This window comes from Variovorax sp. Varisp36 (assembly GCF_047304235.1).
In the GTDB taxonomy this organism is placed as follows: domain Bacteria; phylum Pseudomonadota; class Gammaproteobacteria; order Burkholderiales; family Burkholderiaceae_C; genus Variovorax.
In genome coordinates this window covers 41779-53365 of sequence record NZ_JBGLYU010000003.1, presented here as the reverse complement: position 1 = coordinate 53365, position 11587 = coordinate 41779, and the positions used below count along the sequence as shown (strand labels likewise).

The following is an 11587-nucleotide window of genomic DNA, read 5'->3' as shown; positions in this document are numbered from 1 at the left end:
TCCCTCTCATCCGCCCTATGTCCCCTGCCACATCGCCTGCCGACGCTCCCGCCGCCGACAGCGCGCGGCCCCGCGTCGGGCGGCGGGAGCAGGACGGCCGCCAATGGACGGTGGCCAGCGGCTGCTGGACCACGCTGGCAATGTCATCCAAGCCGGCCTGGCAGGCACTGGCGAAAGACCTGGCAGCCGCCCCGCCCGCGGACGACCGCGCCTGGGACCTGCGCCCCATCGAACAGCTCGACCACATCGGCGCGCAGCTGCTGTGGGAGCACTGGCACCACCAATGGCCCGCGACGCTCGAGATGTCGCCGCAGCACAAGGCAGTGCTCGACCAGGTGGCGCAGTACACCGTGCCGACGCCGGCCGAACCCGGGCCTTCGCTGAACGACCGCGTCCGCGCGTTCACGCACCTCGGGCCGCGCGCGATGTTCGTCATGCGCGACCTGACGGAACTCATTGGCCAGCTCGCGCTCGACATCGGCAAGCTGATCCGCGCGCCGCACCGCGGGCCGTGGCGCGATTTCTCGGGGCACCTCTACCAGTTCGGCGCCACGGCGCTGCACATCACGGCGCTGGTCGGGCTGCTGATCGGCGTGGTGCTGGCCTACCTGATCTCGCAGCAGCTGCGCCAATATGGCGCAGAGACTTTCGTGGTGAACATCCTCGGGCTGTCGCTGGTGCGCGAGCTCGGGCCGGTGCTGGCGGCCGTGCTGATCGCCGGGCGCTCGGGTTCGGCCATCACGGCGCAGATCGGCGTGATGCGCGTGACGGAAGAGCTCGACGCGATGCGCGTGATGGGCATTCCGCACGGCTTTCGCCTCGTGATGCCGCGCGTGCTGGCACTGGCCATCGCCATGCCGCTGATCAGCCTGTGGACCTCGATGGCCGCGCTGGCAGGCGGCATGCTGGCGGCCGACGCGGCGCTGGACATCTCGCCGGCCTACTTTCTCTCGGCGTTGCCGCGCGCGGTGCCGATCTCGAACCTCTGGCTGGCCACGGCCAAGTCGGCGGTGTTCGGCATCCTGATCGCGCTGATCGGCTGCTACTTCGGCATGAAGGTCAAGCCCAACACCGAAAGCCTCGGGCGCGGCACCACTTCGTCGGTGGTCACCTCGATCACCGCGGTGATCCTGGTCGATGCATTGTTCGCCGTGCTCTTCAAGGGCATCGGCTTCCGTGCGTGAGGGCGTGAAACCATGAGCATGCCCGTGCGCCCCGACACCGACACCACCGTGGTGGACATCCGTGGCCTGTGGACGGCGTTCCAGAGCGCCGATGGCGAACAGGTGGTGCACCGCGACCTGCAGCTGCACATCGACCGCGGCGAGGTGCTCTCGCTGGTCGGCGGCTCGGGCACGGGCAAGACGGTGCTGCTGCGCCAGATCCTCGGGCTCGAAAAACCCACGCGCGGCCATGTCGAGGTGCTGGGCCAGGAGCCCGGCGAGCTCAGCGCCTCGGGCGCGGCCAACGTGGGCATGCTGTTCCAGCACGGCGCGCTGTTCTCGGCCTTCAGCGTGCTGGAGAACATCGCCTTTCCGCTGCGCGAGCTGAAGCTGCTGCCCGACGAGCTGATCCGCCACGCGGCGCTGGTGAAGCTGCAGATGGTGGGCCTGGGTCCGCAGCATGCGAACAAGAGCCCGGCGGACCTGTCGGGCGGCATGATCAAGCGCGTGGCGCTGGCGCGCGCGCTCATCATGGACCCGCCGCTGCTGCTGCTCGACGAGCCCACGGCCGGCCTCGACCCCGAGGCGTCGGACAGCTTCTGCGACCTGCTGCGCGGCCTGCACCGCGAGCTGGGCCTCACGGTGGTGATGGTCACGCACGATCTGGACACGCTGTTCGACCTGAGCACCCGCATCGCGGTGCTGGCCGACCAGAAGGTGATCGTCACCGGCACGGCGCGCGAGGTCATCGCGTATCCGCACCCCTTCATCCACGAATACTTTCTCGGCGGGCGCGGCCAGCGCGCCCTGGAGGCGCTGCACGACAAGCCCGCCGATGCACCATCGCAGCCCGCCAGCGCGGGCGAACGCTGAAAGGCAGACACACCATGGAAAACAAGGCCCACGCCCTCGCCGCCGGCGCCTTCGTGCTCGGCCTGATCGCCGCGCTCGTCGCGCTGGTGATCTGGTTCACGCGCGACAACACCGTGCGCAACATCTACGAACTCTCCACGCGCGACGCCGTGAGCGGCCTGCAGCCGCAGGCGACGGTGCGCTACCGCGGCATCGCGGTGGGCAAGGTGACGTCGATCGACTTCGACCCCAAGGTCAAGGGCAATGTGCGCGTGCGCATCTCGGTCGACGAGCGGGTGCCGCTCACCACCTCCAGCTTCGCCACGCTGAGCTACCAGGGCGTGACCGGCCTGGCCTTCATCGCGCTGGACGACAAGGGCGAGTCGAACGTGGCACTGAAGCCGGACGACGACAACCCGCCGCGCATCCCGCTCAAGCCGTCGATACTGGCGCAGCTGCAGGACCGCGGCGAAGCCATCATCAACCAGGTCGAGGAAGTGACGAAGCGCGCCAACACGCTGCTGAGCGACCCCAACCAGAAGCGTGCGGCCGACGCGCTGGAGAGCATCGCGGCCGCCTCGGCCAGCGCCAACACGCTGCTGAAGACGCTGGACAACACGGTGAAGACCGGCCTGAACCCTGCGCTGACCAAACTGCCGGACACGATGGCCTCGGTGAAGAAGGCGGCCGGCGACGTCTCGCGCGTGGCCAACAACTTCAACACCACCGTGGGCCGGCTGAACGCACCCGAAGGCCCCGTCGAACGGCTGAGCGAGGGCACCAAGGCGCTGGCGCAGGCGGTCGATTCGTTCAACGCGGCCACACTGCCGCGCGTGAACCGCGTAGCCGACGACACCTCGCACGCCGTGCGCCGGCTGGGCCGCGCGGCAGACAGCATCAACGACAACCCGCAATCGCTGCTGTTCGGCAACGGCGGCGCGGCCGCGGGTCCGGGCGAACCGGGTTTCAGCGCGCCGGCCGCGACACGGCCCTGATTGAGGGAGGACCATCGACCATGAACGCCATTCGCTCCTTGATGAACCCGGCTGCCGCCGTCCTGGGCTGCGTGCTGCTGGCCGCCGGCTGCGGCGCGCTGCCCGACAAGCCCGCGCGCGCCACGCTCTACGACTTCGGCCCCGGCCTGGCGGCGCCTGCCGCGGCCGCGCCCTCCTCCGCCGCCCCTCTCCCCACGCTGGCGCTGGCCGAGTTCGACAGCAACACGCGCCTGGATGGCACGCAGATCCTCTACCGGCTGGGCTACGCCGACGCCAACGAGCTGCGCCCCTACGGCCAGTCGCGCTGGAGCCTGCCGCCGGCGCAACTGCTGCGCCAGCGGCTCAGCGACACGCTGGCCGAACGCCGCACCGTGCTCGGCCCGGCAGAAAGCGCCACCATCTCGCGCAGCAAGGGCGAGGTGCCAGACATGCTGCGCATCTCGCTCGACGAATTCAGCCAGTACTTCGACTCGGCAAGCGCCAGCGTCGGCCTGGTGCGCCTGCGCGCCACGCTGGTCCGCAGCACGGCCGGCGGCGACCGCGTGCTGGGCCAGCGCGTGTTCACCGTGCGCCGCCCCGCGCCCAGCGCCGACGCGCCCGGCGGCGTGAAGGCACTGATTGCAGCCAGCGATGCCGCGGTGGCCGAGGTGGTGCAGTGGGTGGGGCAGCTGCAGCAGCAATCGCCGCAGGCGCCCCGGTAGTCACAACCTGATGGACGGAGGATCGATCCCATGAACGCGACACGCATCGTCGGCATCCTGCTGATCGTGGGCGGCATTGCCGTCCTGGGCCTCGGCAGCTTCAGCTTCACCAAGGAAACTCATCAGGCCAAGCTGGGCCCGCTGGAGCTCTCGATGAAGGAGAAGCAGACCGTCAACCTCCCGGCCTGGGCCGGCGTGGCCGCCATCGTGGTGGGCGGCGCGCTGGTGCTGCTGGGCGGCAGGAAGGGCTGAACCTTCAGCCCGGGGTGGCCGGCGCGGGGGTGGCGCCCAGCCGCTGCGACACCGTGCCCGCGCAAGCCTTGAGCGCACGGGAAATTTCGCCATCCCACGCGGTATCGAAGATGCCCGCCGGGCCGATGGCGGTCAGGGCCAGCACGATGGCACCGGTGTGGTCGAAGACGGGCGCGGCCATGGCGCTGACACCCTGGATGACCTCGCCGTCGGAACGGCTGATGCCGTGCGTGCGCACTTCCTGCAGCTGGCGCTCGAAATCGCTCCACGACGGCAGAGGCTGCACCGGCGGCATGCCGGCGGGCGGGTTCGGCTCTGCCCCCTTGCGCTGGCCCCGGCGGTGGCGCTCTTCCTCGAGCAGCTGGCGCACCGCGTCGGCATCGAGGTAGGCGGCGAACACCCGGCCCGAAGCCGTGTTGGTCAACGAGAACACCGTGCCGTGCCGCATGTTCACGTGCACCGGCGACGGCGACTCGGCCGTGCGCACGATGGTCGCGCCGCGCGCGCCCCACACGGCCAGCGCCACGGTGTGGCCGGTCTGCTGGGCCAACTGGCCGATCAGCGGGGTGGCGATGTGCACCGGGTCGGCCTGCTGCAGGCTGATGAGGCCCAGTTGCAAGGCGAGCGGGCCAAGCAGATAGTGGCCGCTGGCGCGGTCCTGCTCGATCAGGCCCAGGCGCCCGAAGCTGACCATGTACGGATGCGCCTTGGCGGCCGTCATGTCGGCCTCGCGCGCAAGGTCCTTCAGCGCCATGGGCCGGCCGTGGTGCACCAGCGCGCGCAGCAGCTGGCCGCCGACTTCGATGCTCTGGATGCCGCGCTGGGCGCGGTCGGTGTCATTGGCTGCCATGGCCGGCCTCGCCTTCTGGTCGTTCGTTCATGAAGAAGGGATTAGACATTAACTGATCCGCGGTTTACACTGCGGAAATTCGTTAACCGCGAATTCGTTTGCTTTAAACGAATCCAAGACCCACCCACCGACGGAGACACCCGATGAGCCAAGCCAAGAAATTCGCCAGCCAGGCCGACATGGAAGAGAAAAAGGTCACCTTCAGCCAGATCTCGGAACATGCCTGGGCCTACACCGCCGAGGGCGACCCCAACACCGGCATCGTCATCGGCGACGACTGCGTGCTGGTGGCCGACACCCAGGCCACGCCCGCCATGGCGGCCGACGTGGTGCGCCGCATCCGCGAAGTGACCGACAAGCCCATCAGGTACGTGGTGCTCACGCACTATCACGCGGTGCGCGTGCTGGGCGCAGCGGGTTACGGTGCCGAGCACATCCTGGCCAGCCAGGACACGCGCGACCTGATCGTGGAGCGCGGCGAGCAGGACAAGGCCAGCGAGATCGGCCGCTTCCCGCGCCTGTTCCAGAACGTCGAGACCGTGCCGCCGGGCCTGACCTGGCCCACCATGACCTTCACCGGCAAGATGACGCTGTGGCTCGGCAAGCTCGAAGTGCAACTGATCCAGCTGGGCCGCGGCCACACCAAGGGCGACACCGTCGTCTGGCTGCCGCAGGAGCGCACGCTGCTGTCGGGCGACCTGGTGGAATTCGGCGCCACGCCGTACGCCGGCGACGCCTATTTCAAGGACTGGCCGCAAACGCTGGACAACATCGCCGCACTCAAGCCCGCCGCGCTGGTGCCGGGCCGCGGCGCAGCGCTGACCACGCCGGCCGAGGTGGCCGAGGGCCTGACGGGCACGCGCAACTTCATCTCCGACGTGTACGCCAGCGTGCAGGAGGGCGTGAAGGCCGGGCGCGACCTGAACACGGTCTACAAGGACACGTACGCAAAGCTCAAGCCCAAATACAGCCAGTGGGTGATCTTCGACCACTGCATGCCGTTCGACGTGAGCCGGGCGTACGACGAAGCCTCGGGCCATGCAGACCCGCGCGTGTGGACGGCGCAGCGCGACATCGACATGTGGAAGGCCCTCGAAGGCTGATCCCGCATTGCTCCCTCCCCCCGCTGGGGGAGGGCTGGGGCGGGGGCAGGCAAAGCGCCAGTTTCGAGCGCCGTCGAGCCCCCATCCCGACCTTCCCCCAACGGGGGAAGGAGCAAGGCAAAAGACACGGAGACAACACGTGATCGACTATCAAAGTCTGCGCTTCGACTACCGCCGCCACGCCGACCAGGACGCGGCCACACCCGCCCATCACCCCGTGGTGATCGTCGGCGCCGGCCCCGTCGGCCTCACGCTCGCCATCGACCTCGCGCTGCGGCAGGTGCCCGTGGTGCTGCTGGACAACGACAACACCCTGTCCAGCGGCTCGCGCGCCATCTGCTTCGCCAAGCGCACGCTCGAAGTGTTCGACCGCCTCGGCTGCGGCGACCGCATGGTCGACAAGGGCGTATCGTGGAACGTGGGCAAGGTGTTCTTCCACGACGAGCAGGTCTACCGCTTCGACCTGCTGCCCGAGCCCGGCCACGAGCGCCCGGCCTTCATCAACCTGCAGCAGTACTACGTCGAAGGCTACCTCGTCGAACGCGCGGCCACGCTGCCGCTGATCGACCTGCGCTGGAACAACAAGGTCACCGGCATCGCGCAGCGCGGCGACGGCGCGGTGCTCACCGTGGAGACGCCCGAAGGCAGCTACCAACTGCAGGCCGACCACGTCGCCGCCTGCGACGGCTCGCGCTCCAACCTGCGCCAGCTGCTGGGCCTGGAAGCCAAGGGCCGCGTGTTCCGCGACCGCTTCCTGATCGCCGACATCACGATGGACGCGCACCTGCCGACCGAGCGCCGCTTCTGGTTCGACCCGTCGTTCCATCCGGGCCAGAGCGTGCTGCTGCACAAGCAGGCCGACGGCATGTGGCGCATCGACTTCCAGCTCGGCTGGGACGCCGACCCGGTGGAAGAACGCAAGCCCGAGAACATCACGCCGCGCGTGCGCGCGCTGCTCGACAGCATCGGCTTCGAGGGCGTGCAGTTCCAGATCGGCTGGGCCAGCGTCTACACCTTTGCCTGCCAGCGCATGGAGCACTTCCGCCAAGGCCGCGTGCTGTTCGCTGGCGACTCGGCGCACGGCGTGTCGCCCTTCGGCGCGCGCGGCGCCAACTCGGGCGTGCAGGACGCCGACAACCTCGCCTGGAAGCTCGCGGCCGTGGTGCAGGGCAACGCGCCCGACACGCTGCTCGACAGCTACGCCAGCGAGCGCGAATACGCCGCCGACGAGAACATCCGCAACTCCACCCGTGCCACCGACTTCATCACGCCCAAGAGCGAGGTGAGCCGCCTCTTCCGCGACGCGGTGCTGGAGCTGACGAAGCGCCACGCCTTTGCGCGCACGCTGGTCAACAGCGGACGGCTGTCGGTGGCCACGGTGCTGCGCGATTCGCCTTTGAACACGGCCGATGCCGACACCTTCTCGGGCGCGATGGTGCCAGGCGCCGCGGCGGCCGACGCGCCGGTGGTGCATGCGGACGGCAGCACCGGCTGGCTGCTGCGCGAATGCCACGTCTCGCAATTCACCGCGCTGGTTTTCGGCGAGGGCGAGGCGGCCGAGCGCAGCCTGGGCGAGCTCAAGGCCAGCGACCTGCCGCTGCACGTGGTGCGCGTCGAGGACGGCGCCCGGGGCAGCGAACTCGCCGCGCAGCGCTACGACGCCCGGCCCGGCACCGTGTACCTGCTGCGGCCCGACCAGCATGTGTGCGCGCGCTGGCGCCAGCCCGCGGCGGCGGACATCCGCGCGGCCATCGACCGCGCACTCGCAAAGGCGTGAAGAACACCATGCAGCAACAACACCTGATCACCGCGCCGAACCTCGACGCCCCCGACGATTTCTACGAAGCGCTCATCGAGGCGCACCAGGGGCTCTCGACCGAGGAGAGCCACGCCTTCAACGCGCGCCTCGTACTCGTGCTGGCCAACCACGTCGGTTCGCTGGCCGTGCTGCGCGAAGCCTTCGACGCGGCCCGCGCGGGCTGAGCACCACCGCATTCCAACCTCATCGCGACTCCCGAAAGAGCAAGCACATGACCCAAGCAACCCGGTCCCCCGAACGGCGCTACCAGAGCGGCTTCGGCAACGAATATGCCTCCGAGGCCGTGCCCGGCGCGCTGCCGCAGGGTCGCAACAATCCGCAGCGCGGCCCCTTCGACCTCTACACCGAGCTGATCTCCGGCACCGCCTTCACCGCGCCGCGCCACGAGAACCGCCGCAGCTGGCTGTATCGCCGACAGCCCTCGGTGGTGTCGGGCCGCTACCAGCCGTACGCCCAGCCGCTGTGGAGCACCGGCGCCGACCGCGAAGTCGCGCTGCCGCCGGAGCCGCTGCGCTGGCACCCGCAGCCGCTGGACGAAGCGGCGGCCAAGGCCGACTTCATCGACGGCATGCGCACCATCGCGGCCAATGGCGACGCCGAATCGCAGGTCGGCATCGGCTCGCTGATGTACCTCGCGGGCCGCTCGATGGAGCGCCGCGCCTTCGTCAACGCCGACGGCGAGATGCTGGTGGTGCCACAGCAGGGCCGCCTCGTCATCACCACCGAACTCGGCGTGCTCGACGTGAAGCCCGGCGAGATCGCGCTGCTGCCGCGCGGCATGGCCTTCAAGGTGGCGTTGCCCGACGGCCTCTCGCGCGGCTACGTCTGCGAGAACTACGGCGCGCACTTCCGCCTGCCCGAACTCGGCCCGATCGGCTCGAACGGCCTGGCCAACGCGCGCGACTTCCAGGCGCCGGTGGCGGCCTTCGAATCGGAAGAAGGCGCCTACGAGATCGTCAAGAAATTCGGCGGCCGCTTCTGGCAGGCGCCGATGAAGCAGTCGCCCTTCAACGTGGTCGCCTGGCACGGCAACCTCTCGCCGGTGAAGTACGACACGGCGCACTTCATGGTGATCGGCTCGATCAGCTTCGACCATCCCGATCCGTCGATCTTCACCGTGCTGACCTCGCCGAGCGACACGCCCGGCACGGCCAACTGCGACTTCGTGATCTTCCCGCCGCGCTGGATGGTGATGGAGAACACCTTCCGCCCGCCGTGGTTCCACCGCAACCTGATGAGCGAGTTCATGGGCCTGGTGCTGGGCGAGTACGACGCCAAGCCGGGCGGCTTCAAGCCCGGCGGCGCGAGCCTGCACAACTGCATGGTGCCGCACGGCCCCGACGAGGAAGCCTTCGACAAGGCCACGCACGCCGACCTCAAGCCGCACAAGCTCGACAACACGCTGGCCTTCATGTTCGAGAGCCGCTATCGCTTCGTGCCGACGAACTTCGCGCTGAAGAGCCCGGCGCTCGACACGGACTACGCCGATTGCTGGGTCGGCCTCAAGGACCAGTTCAAGGCATGACGAAGACACCGTTTACCCTCACGCGCCGCGCTGCGGCCGTGGCATTGCTGGCCGCGCCCCTGTTCGCGCAGGCCGCCGACTACCCCTCGAAGCCCATCCGCTTCATCGTGCCCTATACACCCGGCGGCACCACCGACCTGGTGGCACGCACCGTGGGCCAGAAGGTGTCGGAAAAACTGGGCCAGCCGGTGCTGATCGACAACCGCGGCGGCGCGGGCGGCAACATCGGCATGGACGCGGTGGCCAAGGCCGCGCCCGACGGCTACACCATCGGCTTCGGCGCGATCTCGACCAATGCGCTGAACCCGCACATCTACAAGTCGATGGCCTTCGATCCGCGCAAGGACTTCACCGCCATCAGCCTGCTGGGCACCTCGACCATCGTGCTCGAAGTGCCGGCGGCCTCGGCCGTGAAGTCGGTGCCCGAGCTGATCGCGGCCGCGAAGAAGACCCCCGGCCTGCCCTACGCCACCGCGGGCGCCGGCACCTCGATGAACCTGGCCGGCGTGATGTTCGCGCAGATGACCGGCACCGAGTTCGTGCACGTGGCCTACAAGGGCAGCGGCCCGGCCATCACCGACATGCTGGGCAACAACATCGGCGTGATGTTCGACAACCTGCCGGCCTCGCTGCCGCACATCCAGGCTGGCAAGCTGCGCGCGCTGGCGGTGGCGGGGCCGAGCCGCTCGCCCTCGCTGCCCGACGTGCCGACGATGGCCGAGGCGGGCCTGAAGGGCTACGCGCTGGAGCCGTGGTTCGGCGTGTACGGGCCGGCGAAGCTGCCGGCACCGGTCGTGAAGGCGCTGAACGAAGCCTTCGTCGAGGCGCTCGCGATGCCCGACGTGAAGGCCAAGCTGGCGCAGGCCGGCTTCTCGCCGCGCGGCTCGACGCCGCATGAGCTGGCGACGCTGACCGAGACCGAATACCAGCGCCTGGGTGACGTGGCCAAGAAGGCCGGCATGACCGCAGACTGATCAGACAGACAAACAGACATCGAGCAGAAAGACATCCATGACCGCACTGAACGCCACCCATGACCCGAAGCTGCGCAGCTGGGTCGCCTCGGCCAATGAAGCCGGCTGCGACTTCCCGATCCAGAACCTGCCCTTCGGCCGCTTCCGCTTCGCCGGCAGCAATGAAGCCTTCCGCATCGGCGTCGCCATCGGCGACCAGGTGCTGGACCTGCGCGCGGCAGGCCTGGTCGACACCGATGACATGAACGCGCTGATGGAAGCCGGCACGAAGGAGCGGCAGGCACTGCGTGCCGCCATCTCCGCCGGCCTGGCCGAAGGCAGCGACAAGCAGGCCGCGTGGTCGAAGGCGCTGCTCGCGCAAGCCGAGGCCGAGATGACCGTGCCCTGCCGCATCGGCGACTACACCGACTTCTACACCGGCATCCACCACGCGACCACCATCGGCAAGCTGTTCCGCCCCGACCAGCCGCTGATGCCCAACTACAAGTGGGTGCCCATCGGGTACCACGGCCGCGCATCGTCCATCGGCGTGAGCGGCCAGGTCTTCAAGCGCCCGCAGGGCCAGACCAAGGCGCCCGACGCGGCCGAGCCGAGCTTCGGCCCGTCGAAGCGGCTGGATTACGAGCTGGAGCTGGGCTTCTTCATCGGCCGTGGCAACGCGCAGGGCGAGCCCATCGCCATCGCCGATGCCGAGGAACACCTGTTCGGCGTGACACTGCTCAACGACTGGTCGGCACGCGACCTGCAGGCCTGGGAATACCAGCCGCTCGGCCCCTTCCTCTCGAAAAACTTCGCGAGCACGCTGTCGCCCTGGATCGTGACGATGGAGGCGCTGGCGCCCTTCCGCGCGAAATTCGAGCGTCCCGCCGGAGACCCGCAGCCGCTGCCGTACCTCGACTCGGCGCCGAACCGCGAGAGCGGCGCGCTCGACATCACGCTCGAAGTGCTGCTGCAGACCGCGAAGATGCGCGCCGAGGGCGTCGCGCCCGTGCGCCTCACGCGCGGCAACACCACCGAGGCCGCCTACTGGACAGCCGCGCAGCTGGTCGCGCACCACACGGTGAACGGCTGCAACCTGCAGCCGGGCGACCTGCTGGGATCGGGCACGCTGTCGGGCCCCGAGGCCGACGAAGCCGGCTCGCTGATCGAGCTGACGCTGGGCGGCAAGCAACCGATCACGCTGCCGAACGGCGAGAAGCGCACGTTCCTGGAGGACGGAGATACGCTGGTGATGCGTGGCTGGTGCGAACGTGACGGTGCGGTGCGCATCGGCCTGGGTGAAGTCACCGGCACCGTGGTCTGACGTCTTGTCCCCTCTCCCTCTGGGAGAGGGCCAGGGTGAGGGCAGCCGGC

12 protein-coding genes are annotated in these 11587 nt (G+C 69.2%); 11 read left to right on the top strand and 1 reads right to left on the bottom strand.

Annotation, left to right across the window (positions count from 1 at the left end):
* Window positions 1-17: 17 nt before the first annotated feature.
* The 5 genes from ACCD11_RS03035 to ACCD11_RS03015 are packed head-to-tail and all read left to right on the top strand — an operon-like array spanning window position 18 to window position 3963.
* Window positions 18-1184 carry an MlaE family ABC transporter permease gene (locus tag ACCD11_RS03035; protein WP_413312289.1) on the top strand — a complete coding sequence of 389 codons (1167 nt, stop codon included), beginning with the start codon at window positions 18-20 and terminating at the stop codon, window positions 1182-1184.
* A gap of 12 nt (window positions 1185-1196) precedes the next feature.
* Window positions 1197-2036: an ABC transporter ATP-binding protein gene (locus ACCD11_RS03030; protein WP_007833475.1), complete on the top strand. Its 840-nt coding sequence runs from the start codon at window positions 1197-1199 to the stop codon at window positions 2034-2036.
* Between the two features lie 14 nt (window positions 2037-2050).
* Complete coding sequence (locus ACCD11_RS03025) at window positions 2051-3010, top strand: MlaD family protein (RefSeq protein WP_007833473.1); 960 nt, start codon at window positions 2051-2053, stop codon at window positions 3008-3010.
* A gap of 20 nt (window positions 3011-3030) precedes the next feature.
* Window positions 3031-3711 (top strand): ABC-type transport auxiliary lipoprotein family protein, encoded by a 681-nt coding sequence (locus ACCD11_RS03020; protein ID WP_413312287.1) that lies wholly within the window; start codon window positions 3031-3033, stop codon window positions 3709-3711.
* A 30-nt stretch (window positions 3712-3741) separates the two neighbouring features.
* On the top strand, window positions 3742-3963 hold the full coding sequence (locus ACCD11_RS03015; RefSeq protein WP_007833468.1) for a hypothetical protein: 222 nt from the start codon (window positions 3742-3744) through the stop codon (window positions 3961-3963).
* A 4-nt stretch (window positions 3964-3967) separates the two neighbouring features.
* Here the strand turns inward: ACCD11_RS03015 and ACCD11_RS03010 are convergent, their stop codons facing one another.
* The gene (locus ACCD11_RS03010; protein ID WP_413312286.1) at window positions 3968-4813 is read right to left on the bottom strand and encodes an IclR family transcriptional regulator; all 846 of its coding nucleotides are present in this window, start codon (window positions 4811-4813) and stop codon (window positions 3968-3970) included.
* A 143-nt stretch (window positions 4814-4956) separates the two neighbouring features.
* Here ACCD11_RS03010 and ACCD11_RS03005 point away from each other — a divergent pair, with 143 nt between their 5' ends.
* The 6 genes from ACCD11_RS03005 to fahA all read left to right on the top strand — a co-directional run bounded on the left by ACCD11_RS03005 (window position 4957) and on the right by fahA (window position 11537).
* Window positions 4957-5916, top strand: a complete 960-nt coding sequence (locus ACCD11_RS03005) for an MBL fold metallo-hydrolase (RefSeq protein ID WP_413312284.1) — start codon at window positions 4957-4959, stop codon at window positions 5914-5916.
* A 139-nt stretch (window positions 5917-6055) separates the two neighbouring features.
* Window positions 6056-7693 (top strand): FAD-dependent oxidoreductase, encoded by a 1638-nt coding sequence (locus ACCD11_RS03000; RefSeq protein WP_413312282.1) that lies wholly within the window; start codon window positions 6056-6058, stop codon window positions 7691-7693.
* 8 nt (window positions 7694-7701) lie between these two features.
* Window positions 7702-7899, top strand: coding sequence for a DUF2783 domain-containing protein (locus tag ACCD11_RS02995; RefSeq protein ID WP_007833460.1), 198 nt, complete (start codon window positions 7702-7704; stop codon window positions 7897-7899).
* A 47-nt stretch (window positions 7900-7946) separates the two neighbouring features.
* A complete protein-coding gene (hmgA, locus tag ACCD11_RS02990; RefSeq protein WP_413312280.1) occupies window positions 7947-9260 on the top strand; it encodes a homogentisate 1,2-dioxygenase in 1314 nt (437 codons plus the stop codon).
* A complete protein-coding gene (locus tag ACCD11_RS02985) occupies window positions 9257-10234 on the top strand; it encodes a Bug family tripartite tricarboxylate transporter substrate binding protein (protein WP_413312278.1) in 978 nt (325 codons plus the stop codon). The genes hmgA and ACCD11_RS02985 overlap by 4 nt, the downstream gene beginning before the upstream one ends.
* Window positions 10235-10271: 37 nt before the next feature.
* Complete coding sequence (gene fahA / locus ACCD11_RS02980; RefSeq protein WP_413312276.1) at window positions 10272-11537, top strand: fumarylacetoacetase; 1266 nt, start codon at window positions 10272-10274, stop codon at window positions 11535-11537.
* The last annotated feature ends 50 nt before the right edge of the window (window positions 11538-11587 follow it).

What these genes read in the sequence shown, in the direction of transcription:
- ACCD11_RS03035 (WP_413312289.1), top strand. Translation starts at nt 18, where the DNA reads ATGTCCCCTGCCACATCGCCTGCCGACGCTCCCGCCGCCGACAGCGCG.
- ACCD11_RS03030 (WP_007833475.1), top strand. Translation starts at nt 1,197, where the DNA reads ATGAGCATGCCCGTGCGCCCCGACACCGACACCACCGTGGTGGACATC.
- ACCD11_RS03025 (WP_007833473.1), top strand. Translation starts at nt 2,051, where the DNA reads ATGGAAAACAAGGCCCACGCCCTCGCCGCCGGCGCCTTCGTGCTCGGC.
- ACCD11_RS03020 (WP_413312287.1), top strand. Translation starts at nt 3,031, where the DNA reads ATGAACGCCATTCGCTCCTTGATGAACCCGGCTGCCGCCGTCCTGGGC.
- ACCD11_RS03015 (WP_007833468.1), top strand. Translation starts at nt 3,742, where the DNA reads ATGAACGCGACACGCATCGTCGGCATCCTGCTGATCGTGGGCGGCATT.
- ACCD11_RS03010 (WP_413312286.1), bottom strand. Translation starts at nt 4,813, where the DNA reads ATGGCAGCCAATGACACCGACCGCGCCCAGCGCGGCATCCAGAGCATC.
- ACCD11_RS03005 (WP_413312284.1), top strand. Translation starts at nt 4,957, where the DNA reads ATGAGCCAAGCCAAGAAATTCGCCAGCCAGGCCGACATGGAAGAGAAA.
- ACCD11_RS02995 (WP_007833460.1), top strand. Translation starts at nt 7,702, where the DNA reads ATGCAGCAACAACACCTGATCACCGCGCCGAACCTCGACGCCCCCGAC.
- hmgA (WP_413312280.1), top strand. Translation starts at nt 7,947, where the DNA reads ATGACCCAAGCAACCCGGTCCCCCGAACGGCGCTACCAGAGCGGCTTC.
- ACCD11_RS02985 (WP_413312278.1), top strand. Translation starts at nt 9,257, where the DNA reads ATGACGAAGACACCGTTTACCCTCACGCGCCGCGCTGCGGCCGTGGCA.
- fahA (WP_413312276.1), top strand. Translation starts at nt 10,272, where the DNA reads ATGACCGCACTGAACGCCACCCATGACCCGAAGCTGCGCAGCTGGGTC.